This window comes from Streptomyces sp. NPDC005483 (genome assembly GCF_040606035.1).
GTDB lineage: Bacteria > Actinomycetota > Actinomycetes > Streptomycetales > Streptomycetaceae > Streptomyces.
This window is the reverse complement of record NZ_JBEXEA010000004.1, coordinates 398,995-414,733: the sequence shown is the minus strand read 5'-3', so window position 1 is coordinate 414,733 and position 15,739 is coordinate 398,995. Positions and strand designations below refer to the sequence as shown.

Genomic DNA, 15,739 nt, shown 5'->3' with positions numbered 1-15,739 from the left:
CTGTTCGACGGGAGACGACGGGGGATACGAGGATGCCCGAACAGGACGACATGGAGCGGGAGTTCGACATCAAGTGGGCCGACGGGGCCGAGCTGAAGGAGCCCTCGGCGCGGGCCCGGATGCTGGCCGCCCGCTGGAAGGAGAACCCGCCGAAGCCGCAACCGTTCCGCGCCGACCCCGAGTGGAGGGCGCCGCGGCGTTCGTCCTGGCGCTCGACGGTGATCGTGTTCGGCTGTGTGGCGGCGATCGTCCTGCTGCTGGGGTACGCGAACTTCCGGGCGTCGTACTGACCCCAGCGGGGGGCTGAGCAGGTAAATCGTGGGGCCTTCCGCGCTGTTGCCGCCTACCATCTGCGGACACATCGAGGCCGGGAGCGGGCGTGCGCGGGAACATCGGGGACGGGACAGCGGCGGCGGTGCGCCTCGCGGAGGGGGCATCGCTCGGGGAGGCCGTCGACACGGCCGATCCGGGCGCCTGGATCGCGTTGGACGCCGGGGTCCGGGCGGGCGGCTGGACCCACTACGAGGACTCGTGGCGGCTGACGGACGCCCTGCGCGGCGAGCAGGACGGAACGGCGGCTGGACTCCTCACCGAGGGGCGGCTCGCGCTCGGTCTGTGCCACCGGGACGGCAGGATCAGGTCTGCGGCTCTGGCGCGGGCGGCCGCGTATGCCGGACTGCTGCCGCTGGTGATCGTGCGGTGTTCCGACTGGGCACCGCCGGTGCGTGAGGACGCCCGGGGGCTGCTCGCGGAGGTCCTCGATGCCGGGTCCGCGGTACGGCTGATGCCGCTGATCCTGCGCCTCGGACGCCGGGACCGGGGTGACTTCGCCACCGACATGGCCACCCGACTGCTGCGCGCCGCACCCCGGGACACGCTCGCCCCGCTGTACACCGACGGCGACCGGGCGACCAGGCGATACGTCTACCGCCTCGCCGTCGAGGAGGGGTACCTCTCCCCCGCCGAGCTGGCCCGCGCCGCCGCCCAGGACGACGACACGGTCGTGCAGGGCCTGTGCGCGGAGGCCGCCCTGGCCGCCGTGGCGGAGGGCGGCGCGGACGACGACGTACTCGAACCGCTGCTCGCCGCCCGCAATCCGCGGGTGCGGTCGGCCGGGGTGACCGCGTTGCGACGGGCCGGACAAGGGGAGCGGGCGGTCGCGTTCCTCGGTGACCGGGCCGGGGTGGTGCGGGCCTGCGCGCGGTATGTCGTACGGCAGTCCGGGGGTGATCCCCTGGAGTGGTACCGGCGGCGGTGTGCCGACGCCGGTGACGCCGCGCTGTCGGCGGGCGCGGTGAGCGGGCTCGCGGAGTGCGGGAGCCGGAGTGACGCCGAGCTGCTGTGGGCGCTGACCTCGCATCCGGACCCGGTGGTCAGGACGCGCGCCGTGGGTGGGCTGCGGGCGCTGGACGTGCTGGACGTACGGCGGCTGCGGGCGCTGCTCGACGATCCCGCGGCCGGTGTGGTGCGGGAGGCGACCCTGGCACTCGTGCCGTCCGCACGGCTGCTGGACGGCGGATGGCTGCTGGAGCGGCTGGCGGTGGAACGGGCCCGGGAGACCCGGGTCTCCGCGTTCCGGCTGCTCATGGCGCACGGCGGGCTCGCGGGGCTGCGGGCCGCCGTCGCGCTGGTCGACGATCGGGACGACAAGCTGCGGCACTGGGCCAGGCAGTCCGTGCAGCGCTGGCATCCGACGGCGGAGGTGCCGCCCGGGTCGGACGAGGTGGGTGAGCTGCTGGGGCGGGCCCGGCACCTGTTCAGCGACCACGTGCTGAAGAGGCGTATGTGGGAGGCCGGCCTCAAGGCCTGAGCCTTTGCCGACCCCAGGGCTGATCGCGACCGCTTCATGGGCGGGGCCGGGTGCACACTGAAGGGTGGGACGAGTGCCTGACTGCGGGGTGGTGCAGATGCGGAGTCGTTTCCGGAGCGACCGGCGGCTGACCGTGCGGATGACGGTCACTATGTTCCTGCTCGGGCTGCTGTACGTGGCCTTCGTCGCCGTGCTGATCGTGTTGCTGAAGTCGTGGCTGCTGGTCGTGGGCCTGATCGCCGTGATGTTCGTGGCCCAGTTCTGGTTCTCCGACAAGATCGCGATGTTCGCGATGCGCGGGCGGGTCGTGGGGCGGGAGGAGTATCCCGAACTGCACGCCGTGGTCGACCGGCTGTGTGCCATCGCGGACATGCCCAAGCCCGTGATCGCGGTGTCCGCGATGGACATGCCCAACGCGTTCGCCACCGGGCGCAATCCCGACAACGCCGTGGTGTGTGTGACCACCGGGCTGCTGCGGCGCCTTGAGCCCGCCGAGCTGGAGGGCGTCCTCGCGCACGAGCTGTCGCACGTGGCCCACAAGGACGTCGCCGTGATCACCATCGCCTCGTTCCTGGGCGTGATCGCCGGGCTGATCGTGCGGTTCGCCTTCTACAGCCAGATCTTCGGCGGGCGGAAGGACCAGAACACCGCCGTGATCTTCGCCGCCGTGATGGGTGTCTCGGCGGCCGTGTACGCGCTCAGCTTCCTGCTGATCAGGGCACTGTCCCGGTACCGGGAACTGGCTGCGGACCGGGCGGCGGCCCACCTCACCGGCCGGCCCTCGGCACTCGCCTCCGCGCTCACCAAGGTCTCCGGAGAGCTGGCCCGCATCCCCACCAAGGACCTGCGCACCGCCCAGGCCTTCAACGCCTTCTACTTCACCCCGGCCACCGGCAAGGAGCCCGGCATCGAGCGCATCTTCTCGACCCACCCGTCCCTGGAGCAGCGGCTGGAGCAACTGGGGCGGATCTCCACGGAGTTGGGTGAGGCGGCGACGCCGGAACACGGCAGGGCGGACTGAGTATGGGGCTGCTGGACATCCTGCTCGGGCGCACGAAGCCCGTCGCGCCCGATCTCGACCAGCTCTTCGCGCTGCCGTCGGCGGCCGTCACGCTGGAGGCGGCCGCCTCCTTCACGCCGACCGGGCGCGGAGCGGTGTGCTTCGCCACGGTCGAGGGCGCGGCCTTCGAGCAGACGCACCGGGAGGTCCAGGCCCTGCTGGACGCGGACGCCGACCGGGACGGCCCCCCGGTGCGGCTCGCCAGGGACGAGTTCGGCTACTCCTGGCTGGTCTCCGAGCGCGTGCCGGAGCAGCTGCCGCAGCTGGTCAACGACCTGCACGCGGTGAACAGCTCGATGGAGGTCAACGGCTTCGGGCCGCAACTGCTGTGCTCGCTCGCCGGGTTCCAGGACACCGAGAGCCGTTCCCTCGCGCTGGTCTACCTCTACAAGCGCGGCACCTTCTACCCCTTCGCGCCGCTCCCCGGTGCGGGACAGCGGCGTGACAACCCGCTGGAGCTGCGGGTGAAGGCCGCGCTCACGAACGATCTGCGGATCGAGCAGGACCTGAACCGGTGGTTCCCGTTGTGGGGCGCCCCCGGCCTCTGAGCCCCTAGCCCTTTCTCTCGCGCGACTGCCGACGGGACTCCACGGGACGCTCGCGCCGGTAACGGCGGTCCCACTTGGCCTGCTTGTCCCGGCGGTCGCGGTACGCCCGGTAGCTGCCGGGCACGGCGCCCGAACCTCCGCCGGCGGACGAACCGCCCGACGAGGACGCCGAGGCACCGCCCCGGCCGTACTGCATGTACACGAAGAGCAGGGCGACGGCGACGAGCCACCAGGTGTGGTTCCCGAAGCCCAGGACGACCAGGACGACGGTCCCGGAAATGACGATGGTGCCCATGACGGGCCTCCGTGTGCGTGGGTGTGGTGTAGAAGACTAGCGCCGGAAGAGCGGGCTGGTGCCTGCCCTGCGCGAAGCTCTTTCCCCACCCTCCGGAGTTGACGGCATGCCCGAGCCCTTTACGCAGGAACACGCAGGCGAGCGCCTCTGTGGCGTCCGCGGCGGTGGCGGTGGACCGGCCACTGCCGTACTGCTGCACGGGGCGGGCCTCGGCAGCAAGGAGCGACTTCTGCCGCTGCTCGACGAGTTCGAGGCTCAGGGCTGCCGCGCGCTCGCCTTCGACTTCTCGGGACACGGCGAAAGCTCGGGCGAGCCGGCCGAGTTGAGTCTGCGGCGCCGGTTCGAGCAGGCGGTCGCCGTGATCGACGCGCGTGTTCCGGGGGACGGGCCGCTGGTGCTGGTCGGGTTCAGCATGCCCTCGCCTACTGTCCCGACGCGGCCAAGCTCGCCGGACCGTGGCGTGAGCTCGGACGGAGCGAGCTGGCGCCGGAGGTGTTGAGTGGGCGGCTGGAGTCCTACGTACGGGAGTTGGTGGAGCGGTACGGGTGAGCGGTGGGTCGGGGGCGGGGCTCACTCTCCCGGGGCCGCGCTGATGACGCCTGCCGCGATGGCGGCGCACAGCATCGCGTGGTCGGACGTGGTGCGGGCGGCGTAGGCGAGCGCGAAGTCGGCGATCGCCTGGTCGAAGGTGTCGGAGCCGCCCAGATACGCGGCGATGGCGATGCGGTCGCCGGAGCGGGCGTGGGCGCGTGCCAGGGTGGTGCCGCAGAGGCGGGCGTAGGCCCTGAGGTCGGCCGGGGGCATGGCGGCGACGTCCGCGGGCCCCTGCGTATCGCGCAGTTGGCGCCAGTAGTAGGACCGTCCCTGCGGTCCGCTCATCCAGCCCAGGAAGATGTCGCCGGCCGCCTGGAGCAGCCGCTGGCCCACGACCACCCGGTGGCCGGGATGGACGTACGGGCCGTGCGGCAGATGTTCCTCCAGTACGGACGTCCGCGCCTCCTTGAGCTGCAGGAACAGCGGGTCGTTGGCGTCCCGCCCGGCCAGCAGCACGATGAAGCAGCGCATGCCAACGCTGCCGACGCCGACGACCTTGCGGGCCGCGTCGACGAAGCGGTAGCGGTCCAGGAGCACCCGTCGTTCCTCGGAGAGCGTGGAACGGTAGTCGCTGAAGATCTTGCGCAGGCCGGCCATGTCGGGGCCGCCGGCCGGTTCGAGGAGCGGCGGGTCGTGGACGATGCGGCGGCGGCCGTCGACGACCTCGGTGAGCTTGTCGAGGGCCTGGAGGCTGGTGCGGCGGCGGGCCCGGGCGAGGCTGGACTCCACCTGCCGGCGGTGCCAAGTGGAGCGGACGAAGGGCGGCAGGCTGTCGGCGCCGAGGCCCGCGTACCAGACCTCCAGCTCACCCATGCGGGCCAGCCGGCGCATGGCCGTGCGGTACGCGGTGACCGCCTCTCCCGCCGCCCGGTGGGCTCTGGCCTCGCTGTGCCCGTTCTCGCGGGAGGCCACGGCGACGCTCGCGGCGAGCCGTTTGACGTCCCACTCGAAGGGCCCGGGGAAGGTCTCGTCGAAGTCGTTGAGGTCGAAGAGGAGGGAGCGTTCCGGGGAGGCGTACAGACCGAAGTTGAGCAGGTGGGCGTCGCCGCAGAGCTGCACGGTGAGGCCGGTGTGGGGCTGGGCGGCGAGATCGGCCGCCATCACGGCCGTCGCGCCGCGCAGGAAGGCGAACGGGGAGGCCGACATCCTGCCGTACCGGATCGGCAGCAGCTCCGAGAGGCGGTCGCGGCCCTGTCTCTCCAGTACGGCGACGGGGTCGGGGCGGTCGGCGGAGGGGATCCAGAGGGCGTGGGCGGAACGGCGGACGCGTTCGCGGGCGGCGCGGCCGCGCTCCGCGCGGGCGGCGGGGGTGCCGGTGCCGGGGGTGTTCATGTGCCGTGCCTCTGGGTCACGCCAGCCTCCTGGTCGCCGGTGTGCAGATCACCTCCTGATCGCAGTGAAGGGCCCGAGAGGGATGGTGCGCATGCCGGGTACGGCGATCGGGTGACATGCGCTCCGCCGGAAGTGCGGCGGTATGTCGTCGTTCGTCTGCGGCGCCGTCGTGGCTGGTCGCGCCCTTCCCCGCTGATGGGGCGGGTTGTCAGTGGCCTGCGTCAAGATGGGCCCATGGGTGCTGGGGAGCGGTATATCGGGGTGGGCGAGCGGCGGGCTCGGCTGGCGGTGCGGCAGCAGCTGGCCGGGACGGCTCGCGTGGGGAGTCCGGAGGAGGTGGCCGACGCTCTGGTCGCGCTGCACGGGTCAGACCCCGCGACCGTGTATCTGGCCATCGGCGCGCGGCTCACGGATCCCGCGCGGACCGTCGCCGAAACCGAGCGGGCGTTGTACGAGGACCGGACCCTGGTGCGGATGCACGGCATGCGGCACACCGTGTTCGCGTTTCCGACCGAACTCACCGCGGTCGTGCACGCCTCGACCGGTATCACCGTGGCCGCCCGCGAACGGGCCGGGCTGCTCAAGGACATGGCGAAGGCCGGCGCCCCGGACGCGGCCTGGCTCAAGGAGGTCGAGGAGTCGGCGCTGGCCGCGCTCGCCCGGCGCGGGCAGGCGACGGCGACGGAGCTCTCCGAGGACGAGCCGCGGCTGCGGGAGCAGTTCGCGTACGCGGCCGGGAAGAGCTACGAGGGCGTCCACACCGTCGCGAGCCGCCTGCTGAGGGTGCTCGGTGTGGAGGGCAAGGTGGTCCGCGGCCGGCCGCTCGGCACCTGGATGTCCTCGCAGTTCCGCTGGGCGGTGGCGCCACCGCATCCCGAGCTGGATGTAGCCGGGGCCCAGGCGGAGTTGCTGCGGCGCTGGCTCGCCGTGTGCGGACCGGCCACGGAGACGGACCTGAAGTGGTGGACGGGCTGGAAGGTGACCGACGTACGCCGCGCTCTCACGGCGATCCGCGCGGTGCAGGTGACCGTCGACGAGGGCCCGGCCCACGTCGTGGACGGTGACGCCGGTCCGGTCGCGGAACCCGTGGAGCCCTGGGCCGCGTTGCTGCCCGGACTCGATCCGACGGCGATGGGCTGGCAGCAACGGGACTGGTATCTGGCACCAGCTCTGCGTCCCGCCCTGTTCGACCGCAGCGGCAACGTGGGGCCGACGGTGTGGTGGAACGGGCGGGTGGTGGGCGGTTGGGCGCAGCGGCCCGACGGGGAGATCGTCTGGCGGTTGCTGGACACGGAGGGAGTGGGACGCGAGGCGGAGGCGGCCATCGCGGCGGAGGCCGCCCGGTTGCGGGACTGGGTGGGGGCGACACGGGTACGGCCCCGGTTCCGGACGCCACTGGAGAAGGAGTTGGCGGAAGCCGCCGACTGACCGGAACACTGGTCGACGCCGACGCGGATCGGCCATGGCGCGGCCTGGCGGAGGCCCGGTCGGCCCTGGCGCGGTCGGTCGTGAGGCGGCTGGCGGGGGATCCGGGGCGGCCATGACACGGATCCGGCCATGGCGCGGCTAGCAGAGGACCCGCTCGGCAATGACACGGACCGGTCGTGACGCGTATCGCCCGCGGTACGGCGGACGCCGGCGCAGATCCAGCCACGGCGCCGACTGACGAGAGCCCCGGTCGGCCACGGCGTCGGCTGACGCGCCATGCCGGTCGGCCATGGCACCGGCAGACGGGTCACGCAGAAACAGCCGCGCACCGACCGACGAGGGACGCCCGTCGGGCGTGCTGCCGGGTGCCTCCATGAACTGGGGCCCCCGGCAGCCCGGTTCAGCGCGAGTACCGCATCAGCGCCCGCACCATGTGGCACGTGGTGTCCGACGGCGGGTGGACGCCGATCAGCTCCGCCGCGTCCCGGATCGTCTCGTTGCGGGCCTGGTTCGGCATGTAGACACCGGAGTCGAGCAGGGCGATCGCGAGCCGCATCGCCTTGAGGCGGCGGTTGTGGGTGACATACCACTCGCGGGGACGGCCCGGCGGCAACGGGCGCTTCTCCACGGGGGTGTACGGCAGGTCGAGCAGCACGGGGTGCTTCGCGGTGGACTGGGTCGGGAACGGCTTCGGCTTCAGTGCGGCAGCGGGCACAGGCATCCTCCTGTCGCGGTAAGGACGGTCACCGGGGACCCGGCGACGCCCTCGAACACTGGTTTTATTCTACCGTCCGCCACTGACAAAAGCCCCTGGCCACAAGGCTTTCGGGGGTGCTGTGACGCAGGTGGAAGACGGGTTTTCGCGTACCGTGGGCGCCATGGAGATCTGGATCAATCCGGCCTGTTCGAAGTGCCGCAGCGCCATCAGCCTGCTCGACGCGGAGGGTGCCGAGTACACCGTCCGCCGCTACCTGGAGGACGTCCCGAGCGAGGACGAGATCCGCGAGGTGCTCGAGCGGCTCGGCCTCGAACCGTGGGACATCACCCGCACCCAGGAGGCCGCCGCCAAGGAGCTCGGCCTCAAGGAGTGGGCTCGGGACGACAGTGCACGCGACCGCTGGATCGCCGCGCTCGCCGCACACCCCAAGCTCATCCAGCGCCCGATCATCACGGCGGACGACGGCTCGGCGCTGGTCGCCCGCACCGATGACGCCGTACAGGATGCTCTGTCCAGGAAGTAGCCGGGTGTGACGCAGGTTACGTGACTTGACTCCTGCGACCACTGAGTAACCTCGTTCGGTATCTCGTACATAGCGGCGTACGCTCCCCCAACTCTCAGGAGGCGCGGATGTCGCGCAGGAGAACGCTCGGTACGAAGAAGAAGGTCGCGCTGCTGGTGAGCGCGGCGGCGGTGGCGGGTGGTGGGGCCTTCGCGATGGCCAGCACCTCGAACGCCGCGACTCCGCAGACGGCGGCGGAGTCGACGGTCTGTCAGGGTCTCGCCACCGCGCTCGGCAACAACCAGCGGTTCATCGAGGGGCAACGGGCCACGCCCGACGCGCAGTCGGCGGCCCGGATCGCCAACCGGGAAGCGGTGATCGCACAGATCAAGGTGCAGCAGAAGGCGTCCGGTTGCGCGGTCGGGGAGTCGGCTCAGGACTCCCAGGCCGCCGCGGGGCAGCCCTCGCAGCCCCCGCAGGCCGCGTCCCCGTCGGCGCCCGCCGCTTCCCAGGCACCGCCCGCCTCCCAGGCCCCGCCCGCGGGGAACGCGGCCTCCGGGCAGCAGGTGTGCAACGGCTCGACCGTCACGCTGTCCGGCGAGGCCGGCGCGCCCGCCGCGTCCAGCAACCAGTTCCCGGCCGGTACGAAGCTGAAGGTCACCAACCTGGACAACAACAAGTCCACGACGGTGGAGGTCACTTCGGTCTCCGGCAGCTGTGCCCTGCTCAACAATGCGGCCTTCGAACAGGTGCGGGAACCCGGCAAGTTCCTCATCCGCCGGGCCCTGATCGAGAAGGTGGGGTGAGGCTATTCGCGTCCCTCCCCTAGGAACTCGCTGAGGCGGCGGGCCAGTTCGGGAGGTGCGGACTGCGGCAGCGCATGGTGGGAGGCGCCGGGGACCACGTCGATCTCCGCCCGCGGCAGCAGTTCGCCGGCCTGGGCCGTCACCTTGTACGCGTCATGGGTCCTGCTGTTCGCGGCCACGAGCAGCAGGACCGGCGTTTTCAGGGCGCGCAGCGCGTCGGGGGCGGGGCGTGGACCGGTGACCGGTCTGGCGGCGGGGAAGCCGGCGGCGGCCTCCTGGAGGCGGAGCCAGTCGGGGTCCAGGGCGTCCGCTCCCCCGGTCTCCCAGTCCAGGAAGGCGCGGACCCGGGCCGGCGTGGGGCGCAGCAGCATCGGCAGGGCGTGCAGCAGATACGCCGCCTTGAACCCGGCGAAGCACTGGGTCGGGTCCAGGAGGAACAGGCGGCGCATCCGCTCGGGGGCACGCAGGGCCTGGTGCAGGGCGATCCAGGCGCCGTAGGAGTGCCCGCCGAAGTCGGCCCGGGTGACGCCGAGTCCGTCGAGGAGGGCGTCCAGCCAGGCGCTCAGGTCGGCGACCGTACGGGGGTGACGGTCGGCGGCCGGTGCGCTGCGGCCCGGGGCGCCGATGAGGTCGACGGCGAGGACCCGGCGGGTGCGGGCGAGGTGGGCGGCCTGGGCGTACCAGGACGCGGAGGTCGCTCCCCCGCCGCCCGGCAGCAGGACGAGCGGGGGCGCGTCGGCCGGGCCGCACGCGTTGACGTGGGTCGTGCCGAACGGGGTGGGCACGCGCAGCGCCTCCCGGTCGGCGGGCCACTTGGCCATCACCTTGTCGTAGGCGGCCTTGAACGCGTCGCCGTCGTATCTGCCCATCGGCCCCTCCGATATTATCTCGTTCAGCGAGATACTCGATGAGCGAGATGATAGTCGGAGGGTGCACATGCCGTCCCAGGGACCCGATATGGAGATCGTCCATCTCCTGCGCGCGGTGACCGTCGAACTCGGTCTGCACAGCGCCCGGTTCGCGCAGCGCAACGCCATGCACCCGACGGACGTACGCGCCCTGATCGCCCTCATGGACGCCTCCCGGGCGGGCGAGGAGATGACGGCGGGGCGGCTCGGCGCGGAGCTCGGGCTCAACTCGGCCGGGACGACCTCGCTGATCGACCGGCTGGAGCGGGCCGGTCATGTGCGGCGGGTACGGGGGCGACAGGACCGGCGCAGGGTGGTCGTCGAGGTGGACGAACGGGCGGTGAAGCTGGGGCAGGCCTTCTTCGGGCCGCTGATCGGGCGGGCGGTGGAGCTGCTCCAGGGGTACGACGAGGCCGAACGGGCGGCGATCCGGGGGTTCTTGGCGGGGGTGCGGGACGCGGCGGCCGAGGGTGCCTGACCCCCACCCCGGACCCCCGCGCGCGAACCGGCCCCTGCTTCTCAGCCGTGCGCTCCGGCCGCCAGTACCTTCGCCTCCGTCTCGGGGGCCACGCCCACCGCCGGCCGGTCCGGGCGCTGCGGCGCCGTCCCGCCGATCTCCCGCAGCCAGCGCCAGGTGTCCGCCACCGTCTCGGTGACCGGACGGCAGCGCAGGCCCGCCGCGGCGGCGCGGGAGGTGTCCCCCTCGTGGAGGGTGGTGTGCAGGTCGGTGTCCGGCGGGACCCACACCGGCAGATCGGTCCACGGGGCGATGCCCGCGCCGAGGACGATGTCCGGGTCGGTCCAGCGCAGTTCGGCGTCCGAGCCGGTCACGGCCACGCAGGCGTCGAGGAGTTCGCCCATGGTGGTGTGGCCCCGGGGACTGACGACGTTGTACGGGCCGCTCCTCCCGGTCCCTGCGGCCTCCAGCACCCACTCCGCCAGGTCCCGGACGTCGACGTACTGGAGGGGAAGGTCCCGTGGGCCGGGCGCGAGGACCGGGCCGCCGCGGGCGATCCGGCCCAGCCACCAAGGCAGCCGGCCGATGTTCTCGTACGGGCCGAGGATCAGACCGGCCCGTACGAACAGGGAACGGTCCGGGCCGAAGGCGTCGAGCGCGGCGAGTTCACCGCCCCGCTTGTCCCGCGCGTAGTCGGTCTGGTCCGCGTCGGCGGAGGCTCCCTCCACCACGGGGGCGGCCTCGGTGTACCCGGCCGGCTGGGGCCACGTGTACACCGAGCAACTCGACACGTACGCGTACCGGTCGGCGCGGTCCCGCAGCAGCCGTGCCGCGTCCCGGACCGCACGGGGCGCCGCCGACCAGGTGTCCACGACCAGGTCCCAGGGGCCCCCTTCGGCCAGGGCCGTGAGCCCGCCGGGCGCGGTGCGGTCGCCGGGCAGCGACCGCACCCCGGCCACGGGCGCGTGCCGTCCCCGGTGGAAGACGGTCACGTCCCAGCCGTGTGCCAGGGCCGCCTCGGCGACGGCCCGGCCGACGAACTCCGTACCGCCCAGCAGAAGAAGTCTCATGCCGGTGACTGTGCCCGCCCGGGCGGCTCGGGGGAACCCTGATCTGCCGAGGGCAGACGGTCAACCGCCGGTCGGCGGGGTGTACTTGTAGCCGACCCGCCGCACGGTCTGGATCGCGCCCCGGAAGTCCGCGCCCAGCTTGCGGCGCAGCCGGGCGATGTGGACGTCGACGGTACGGCCGTCGCCCACGTGGCCGTAGCCCCAGACGGTGGTGACCAGCTGGTCGCGGGTGTGCACCCGGTGGGGGTGCTGGACGAGGTGGGCGAGGAGCTCGAACTCCAGGTAGGTGAGGTCGAGTTCGCGGCCGTTCACCTCGGCGGTGCGCTGCACGGTGTCGATCCGCACGAGCGGGGCGTCGGTGTCCGTGACCTCGGGTTCCTGCGGGAAGGGCGGGTGCTGGTCGGCCGGGACGAGCACCAGGTAGCCGATCATCGGAGGCTGGCCCGGCAGGGTGGGCAGGGTGTGCTGGGGCGCGGGCAGCCAGGTGGCGCCCGGGGGGAGGAACTCCGCCATGTACGGGACCTCGTCCGGGCCGACGGCTCGGAGCCGGTGCCGTGTGCCGTTCTCGGACGGGGTGGGAAGGGTGGCGGTGGAGAGGGAACGAGGGGTTGCCATGAGGTCAGCTCTTTCGCGCGAGAGGGTCGTCGGAGGACGTACGTCTGCGCGCTGGCCGAAGGCCGGGATGTACGGCTTTAGAGGGCCGGCGCGTTCATCGCGCGGCAACACACCCGGTCGAAGTCGTGGTGCTGACGGGAAGGCCAGAAGGGCTCAAGGTCATGGCGACCCGTCGCGATGCACTTCCGGTAGCTGGCCATGAGGTCATTGAAGCAGACGTCGGCCGCCAAGAGGAGCCTCCTCTCACTGCTCGGACACTTCCTTGGCGTGAAATGTGCGTGACCCGCCTCCCGCAGCGCCTGCTCACCGCCGGTAACGCGCCGAGGGGCGCCCACCGTGGCCGGTGGACGCCCCTCGGGAGAGCGGTGGGGATCAGACCTGGCCGGCCTTCTCCAGCGCGGAGCAGCAGGTGTCGACGATCAGACGCGTCACGACGTACGGGTCGACGTTGGCGTTCGGGCGGCGGTCCTCGATGTAGCCCTTGCCGTCCTTCTCGACCTGCCACGGGATACGGACCGAGGCGCCGCGGTTGGAGACGCCGTAGGAGTACTCGTTCCACGGGGCGGTCTCGTGCAGGCCGGTCAGGCGGTCGTCGATGCCGGCGCCGTAGTTCTTGACGTGGTCGAGCGGCTTGGAGCCCTCGCCCAGCGACTCGGCGGCGGTGATGATCGCCTCGTAGGTCTCGCGCATCGCCTTGGTGGAGAAGTTGGTGTGCGCGCCCGCGCCGTTCCAGTCGCCCTTCACCGGCTTCGGGTCCAGGGTCGCGGCGATGCCGAAGTCCTCGGCGGTGCGGTAGAGCAGCCAGCGGGCCACCCACAGGTGGTCGGAGACCTCCAGCGGGGAGACGGGGCCGACCTGGAACTCCCACTGGCCGGGCATGACCTCGGCGTTGATGCCGGAGATCGCGAGGCCCGCCTTGAGGCAGTTGTCGAGGTGCGCCTCGACGACGTCACGGCCGAAGATCTCGTCCGCGCCGACACCGCAGTAGTAGCCGCCCTGCGGGGCCGGGAAGCCGCCCTTGGGGAAGCCGAGCGGGTAGCCGTCCTTGAAGAACGTGTACTCCTGCTCGATGCCGAAGATCGGCTCCTGGGCGGCGAACTTCTCGGCGACCTCGGTGAGCGCGGCACGGGTGTTGGACTCGTGCGGCGTCATGTCGATGTTGAGGACCTCGCACATCACGAGGATGTCGTCGCCGCCGCGGATCGGGTCGGGGCAGGAGAAGACCGGCTTGAGGACACGGTCCGAGGAGTGGCCTTCGGCCTGGTTCGTGGAGGACCCGTCGAAACCCCAGATCGGCAGCTCGGCACCCTTGGCGTCGTCCGCCAGGATCTTCGTCTTGGAACGGAGCTTGGCCGTCGGCTGGGTGCCGTCGATCCAGATGTACTCAGCCTTGAAGGTCACGGGCCACTTCCTTCGGGGATGTGTCTACGCACTGCGGGTGCTGCGGCGCTGCGGCACTGAAACGCCGCCTCTCGGTGCCCGCGAGCCTGTCAACAGGCGATTTCCCGGTCATTGCTCGAATGTGAACCCCGTGTTACCTGGTGGTGCTGTGGCGCGATTCACTGTGTGAGCGCGGCGAGGAGGGCATACGCGCGCGGCAGTGGGGTGTACCTGGCACCACCCCCCGACCCTGCGGCCAGGCCCAGTGACCCGCGTCGCCCGCTCGACCAGACTGGCCGTATGACCATGGAGACGCGGAACGGCAGCTGGGGTTCGAGGGTGCGGGACACGGGGCTGGCGGCTGTACGGGGGTTCGCGCTGGCGCTGGTGTCGCTGCCGGGGGCGGTCCTCGGGTTCACGCTCAGCCTGGTGTCCATCGCCCTCGTCCCGGTGGGGATCGGGGCCTTCACGACCCCCTGGGTGCTGACGGGCGTGCGCGCCTTCGCGGACTGGCGGCGGGTGCTCGCGGCCGAGTGGAGCGGGGTGCGGATCCCGTCGGCGTACCGGCCGATACCCAAGGACGCCAACACCTGGGCACGCACCTACGCGATGCTGCGCGACCCGGCGACCTGGCGGGATCTGCGGTGGCTCCAGGTGGACATGACGGCCGGGTTCGTGACGGCACTGCTGCCGGCGGTGCTCGTGTTCTATCCGCTGGAGGGGCTCGCGGTCGCGGCCGGGCTGTGGCGGCCGTTCGCGGAGCTGGGCGGCTACTGGTACGGCTTCGTACACGTCACCGACCAGGCCTCGGCGCTCGCCGCGGGCGCCCTCGGCATCGCCCTGCTGGCCCTCGCCTCCCTCGCGCCCCGCCTGCTGACCGTCCACTTCCGGCTCACCCGGGCCGTACTCGGCGCCGGGCAGGGCGAGCTGGCCGAACGCGTCCGCATCCTCACCGAGACCCGGCGGGACGCCGTCGACACCTCCGCGGCCGAACTGCGGCGCATCGAGCGGGACCTGCACGACGGGGCGCAGGCCCGCCTGGTCGCCATGGGCATGGATCTCGGCACCATCGAGATGCTCCTCGACAAGGACCCCGCGCAGGCGAAGCGGCTCCTCGCGCAGGCCCGGCAGTCCTCCGTGGACGCCCTCGCCGAACTGCGCGACCTGGTGCGCGGCATCCATCCGCCGGTACTGGCGGAGCGTGGACTGGGCGACGCGGTAAGGGCGTTGGCGCTCAGGATGCCGGTCCCGACGGAGGTGGGCGTGGACCTTCCGGGCCGCGCGGAGGCACCCGTGGAGTCGGCCGCCTACTTCGCCGTCAGTGAGGTGCTCACCAACGCGGTCAAGCACTCGGGCGCCGACCGGATCTGGATCGACCTGCATCACGTGGAAGAAGGAGCGGGGATGCTGCGCATCAGCGTCACCGACAACGGCCGGGGCGGCGCGGTCGTCGCGACCGGTTCCGGCCTGGCCGGAGTCGAGCGGCGGCTGGGTACATTCGACGGCGTCCTGGCCGTCAGCTCACCCGCGGGCGGCCCCACCATGGTGACCATGGAGATCCCTTGCGCGTAGTCCTGGCCGAAGACCTCTTCCTGCTGCGCGACGGCCTCGTCCGGCTCCTGGAGGCCCACGGCTTCGAGATCGCCGCGGCCGTCGAGAGCGGGCCCGAGCTGACCCGCGCGCTGGCCGAGCTGGCACCGGACGTCGCCGTGGTCGACGTGCGCCTGCCGCCCACGCACACCGACGAGGGCCTGCAGTGCGCGCTGAACGCCCGGCGGGACAGACCCGGACTGCCGGTGCTGGTGCTCTCCCAGCATGTGGAGCAGCTGTACGCGCGCGAGCTGCTGGCCGACGGCACCGGCGGGGTGGGGTATCTGCTCAAGGACCGGGTGTTCGACGCCGAGCAGTTCGTGGACGCCGTACGGCGGGTCGCGGCGGGCGGTACGGCGATGGACCCGCAGGTGATCCAGCAGTTGCTGAGCCGGCGGGCGGCGGACGACCAACCGCTCGCCCGGATCACGCCCCGTGAGCGCGAGGTGCTCGAACTGATGGCGCAGGGGCGGTCGAACGCGGCGATCGCCGGCAAGCTCGTCGTCACAGAACGGGCCATCGCCAAGCACACCGCCAACATCTTCGCCAAACTGGGCCTTGAGGTGTCGGACGACGACAATCGCCGCGTTCTGGCGGTGCTCGCGTTCCTGGACCGGGGCCGGTGA

General features: G+C 72.1%; 17 protein-coding genes and 1 pseudogene. 11 read left to right on the top strand and 7 right to left on the bottom strand.

Going from position 1 to position 15,739, the window contains the following annotated elements:
- Positions 1-32: 32 nt before the first annotated feature.
- The 4 genes from ABZT06_RS10850 to ABZT06_RS10835 all read left to right on the top strand — a co-directional run bounded on the left by ABZT06_RS10850 (position 33) and on the right by ABZT06_RS10835 (position 3,418).
- The gene (locus tag ABZT06_RS10850) at positions 33-290 is read left to right on the top strand and encodes a hypothetical protein (protein WP_355738035.1); all 258 of its coding nucleotides are present in this window, start codon (positions 33-35) and stop codon (positions 288-290) included.
- Between the two features lie 89 nt (positions 291-379).
- Positions 380-1,810: a hypothetical protein gene (locus ABZT06_RS10845; protein WP_355738032.1), complete on the top strand. Its 1,431-nt coding sequence runs from the start codon at positions 380-382 to the stop codon at positions 1,808-1,810.
- Positions 1,811-1,907: 97 nt separating this feature from the next.
- Complete coding sequence (gene htpX, locus ABZT06_RS10840) at positions 1,908-2,831, top strand: zinc metalloprotease HtpX (protein WP_355738029.1); 924 nt, start codon at positions 1,908-1,910, stop codon at positions 2,829-2,831.
- 2 nt (positions 2,832-2,833) lie between these two features.
- Positions 2,834-3,418 (top strand): hypothetical protein, encoded by a 585-nt coding sequence (locus tag ABZT06_RS10835; protein ID WP_355738026.1) that lies wholly within the window; start codon positions 2,834-2,836, stop codon positions 3,416-3,418.
- Positions 3,419-3,422: 4 nt separating this feature from the next.
- Here ABZT06_RS10835 and ABZT06_RS10830 read toward each other — a convergent pair whose 3' ends face one another.
- Positions 3,423-3,713: a hypothetical protein gene (locus ABZT06_RS10830; protein ID WP_355738024.1), complete on the bottom strand. Its 291-nt coding sequence runs from the start codon at positions 3,711-3,713 to the stop codon at positions 3,423-3,425.
- Between the two features lie 106 nt (positions 3,714-3,819).
- Between ABZT06_RS10830 and ABZT06_RS10825 the strand changes: the two are divergent.
- Positions 3,820-4,128 (top strand): annotated as a pseudogene (locus ABZT06_RS10825) (alpha/beta hydrolase); the annotation flags it as partial.
- Positions 4,129-4,283: 155 nt separating this feature from the next.
- Here ABZT06_RS10825 and ABZT06_RS10820 read toward each other — a convergent pair.
- Complete coding sequence (locus ABZT06_RS10820; protein ID WP_355738022.1) at positions 4,284-5,639, bottom strand: DUF2252 domain-containing protein; 1,356 nt, start codon at positions 5,637-5,639, stop codon at positions 4,284-4,286.
- Positions 5,640-5,873: 234 nt separating this feature from the next.
- Between ABZT06_RS10820 and ABZT06_RS10815 the strand changes: the two genes are divergently transcribed.
- Positions 5,874-7,067: a winged helix DNA-binding domain-containing protein gene (locus ABZT06_RS10815; protein WP_355738020.1), complete on the top strand. Its 1,194-nt coding sequence runs from the start codon at positions 5,874-5,876 to the stop codon at positions 7,065-7,067.
- Positions 7,068-7,467: 400 nt separating this feature from the next.
- On the opposite strand, the gene ABZT06_RS10810 is transcribed toward ABZT06_RS10815, so the two are convergent.
- On the bottom strand, positions 7,468-7,782 hold the full coding sequence (locus ABZT06_RS10810; protein WP_355738018.1) for a hypothetical protein: 315 nt from the start codon (positions 7,780-7,782) through the stop codon (positions 7,468-7,470).
- Positions 7,783-7,945: 163 nt separating this feature from the next.
- Here ABZT06_RS10810 and ABZT06_RS10805 point away from each other — a divergent pair, with 163 nt between their 5' ends.
- Entirely contained in the window at positions 7,946-8,308 is a 363-nt protein-coding gene (locus ABZT06_RS10805; protein WP_355738015.1) for an arsenate reductase family protein, read from the top strand.
- A gap of 107 nt (positions 8,309-8,415) precedes the next feature.
- Positions 8,416-9,093: a hypothetical protein gene (locus tag ABZT06_RS10800; protein WP_355738013.1), complete on the top strand. Its 678-nt coding sequence runs from the start codon at positions 8,416-8,418 to the stop codon at positions 9,091-9,093.
- Positions 9,094-9,095: 2 nt separating this feature from the next.
- Here ABZT06_RS10800 and ABZT06_RS10795 read toward each other — a convergent pair whose 3' ends face one another.
- Positions 9,096-9,962: an alpha/beta fold hydrolase gene (locus ABZT06_RS10795; RefSeq protein WP_355738010.1), complete on the bottom strand. Its 867-nt coding sequence runs from the start codon at positions 9,960-9,962 to the stop codon at positions 9,096-9,098.
- Positions 9,963-10,029: 67 nt separating this feature from the next.
- Here ABZT06_RS10795 and ABZT06_RS10790 point away from each other — a divergent pair, with 67 nt between their 5' ends.
- On the top strand, positions 10,030-10,479 hold the full coding sequence (locus ABZT06_RS10790; RefSeq protein ID WP_355738008.1) for a MarR family transcriptional regulator: 450 nt from the start codon (positions 10,030-10,032) through the stop codon (positions 10,477-10,479).
- Between the two features lie 41 nt (positions 10,480-10,520).
- Here the strand turns inward: ABZT06_RS10790 and ABZT06_RS10785 are convergent, their stop codons facing one another.
- From ABZT06_RS10785 to glnII, 3 genes are all read right to left on the bottom strand, one after another.
- Positions 10,521-11,528: an SDR family oxidoreductase gene (locus tag ABZT06_RS10785; protein ID WP_355738005.1), complete on the bottom strand. Its 1,008-nt coding sequence runs from the start codon at positions 11,526-11,528 to the stop codon at positions 10,521-10,523.
- A 60-nt stretch (positions 11,529-11,588) separates the two neighbouring features.
- Positions 11,589-12,143 carry a winged helix-turn-helix domain-containing protein gene (locus tag ABZT06_RS10780; protein WP_355738003.1) on the bottom strand — a complete coding sequence of 185 codons (555 nt, stop codon included), beginning with the start codon at positions 12,141-12,143 and terminating at the stop codon, positions 11,589-11,591.
- Between the two features lie 372 nt (positions 12,144-12,515).
- Positions 12,516-13,544, bottom strand: a complete 1,029-nt coding sequence (gene glnII, locus ABZT06_RS10775; RefSeq protein WP_355738001.1) for a glutamine synthetase — start codon at positions 13,542-13,544, stop codon at positions 12,516-12,518.
- A 279-nt stretch (positions 13,545-13,823) separates the two neighbouring features.
- Here glnII and ABZT06_RS10770 point away from each other — a divergent pair, with 279 nt between their 5' ends.
- Both ABZT06_RS10770 and ABZT06_RS10765 read left to right on the top strand, forming a co-directional pair.
- Positions 13,824-15,095, top strand: coding sequence for a sensor domain-containing protein (locus ABZT06_RS10770; protein WP_355737998.1), 1,272 nt, complete (start codon positions 13,824-13,826; stop codon positions 15,093-15,095).
- Entirely contained in the window at positions 15,086-15,739 is a 654-nt protein-coding gene (locus tag ABZT06_RS10765; RefSeq protein WP_355737996.1) for a response regulator transcription factor, read from the top strand. Before ABZT06_RS10770 ends, ABZT06_RS10765 begins: the two co-directional genes overlap by 10 nt.

Coding starts and splice junctions, on each gene's coding strand:
- ABZT06_RS10850 (WP_355738035.1), top strand. CDS start 33: ATGCCCGAACAGGACGACATGGAGCGGGAGTTCGACATCAAGTGGGCC.
- ABZT06_RS10790 (WP_355738008.1), top strand. CDS start 10,030: ATGCCGTCCCAGGGACCCGATATGGAGATCGTCCATCTCCTGCGCGCG.
- ABZT06_RS10795 (WP_355738010.1), bottom strand. CDS start 9,962: ATGGGCAGATACGACGGCGACGCGTTCAAGGCCGCCTACGACAAGGTG.
- ABZT06_RS10820 (WP_355738022.1), bottom strand. CDS start 5,639: ATGAACACCCCCGGCACCGGCACCCCCGCCGCCCGCGCGGAGCGCGGC.
- htpX (WP_355738029.1), top strand. CDS start 1,908: ATGCGGAGTCGTTTCCGGAGCGACCGGCGGCTGACCGTGCGGATGACG.
- ABZT06_RS10805 (WP_355738015.1), top strand. CDS start 7,946: ATGGAGATCTGGATCAATCCGGCCTGTTCGAAGTGCCGCAGCGCCATC.
- ABZT06_RS10835 (WP_355738026.1), top strand. CDS start 2,834: ATGGGGCTGCTGGACATCCTGCTCGGGCGCACGAAGCCCGTCGCGCCC.
- ABZT06_RS10800 (WP_355738013.1), top strand. CDS start 8,416: ATGTCGCGCAGGAGAACGCTCGGTACGAAGAAGAAGGTCGCGCTGCTG.
- ABZT06_RS10770 (WP_355737998.1), top strand. CDS start 13,824: ATGACCATGGAGACGCGGAACGGCAGCTGGGGTTCGAGGGTGCGGGAC.
- ABZT06_RS10830 (WP_355738024.1), bottom strand. CDS start 3,713: ATGGGCACCATCGTCATTTCCGGGACCGTCGTCCTGGTCGTCCTGGGC.
- ABZT06_RS10780 (WP_355738003.1), bottom strand. CDS start 12,143: ATGGCAACCCCTCGTTCCCTCTCCACCGCCACCCTTCCCACCCCGTCC.
- ABZT06_RS10815 (WP_355738020.1), top strand. CDS start 5,874: ATGGGTGCTGGGGAGCGGTATATCGGGGTGGGCGAGCGGCGGGCTCGG.
- ABZT06_RS10785 (WP_355738005.1), bottom strand. CDS start 11,528: ATGAGACTTCTTCTGCTGGGCGGTACGGAGTTCGTCGGCCGGGCCGTC.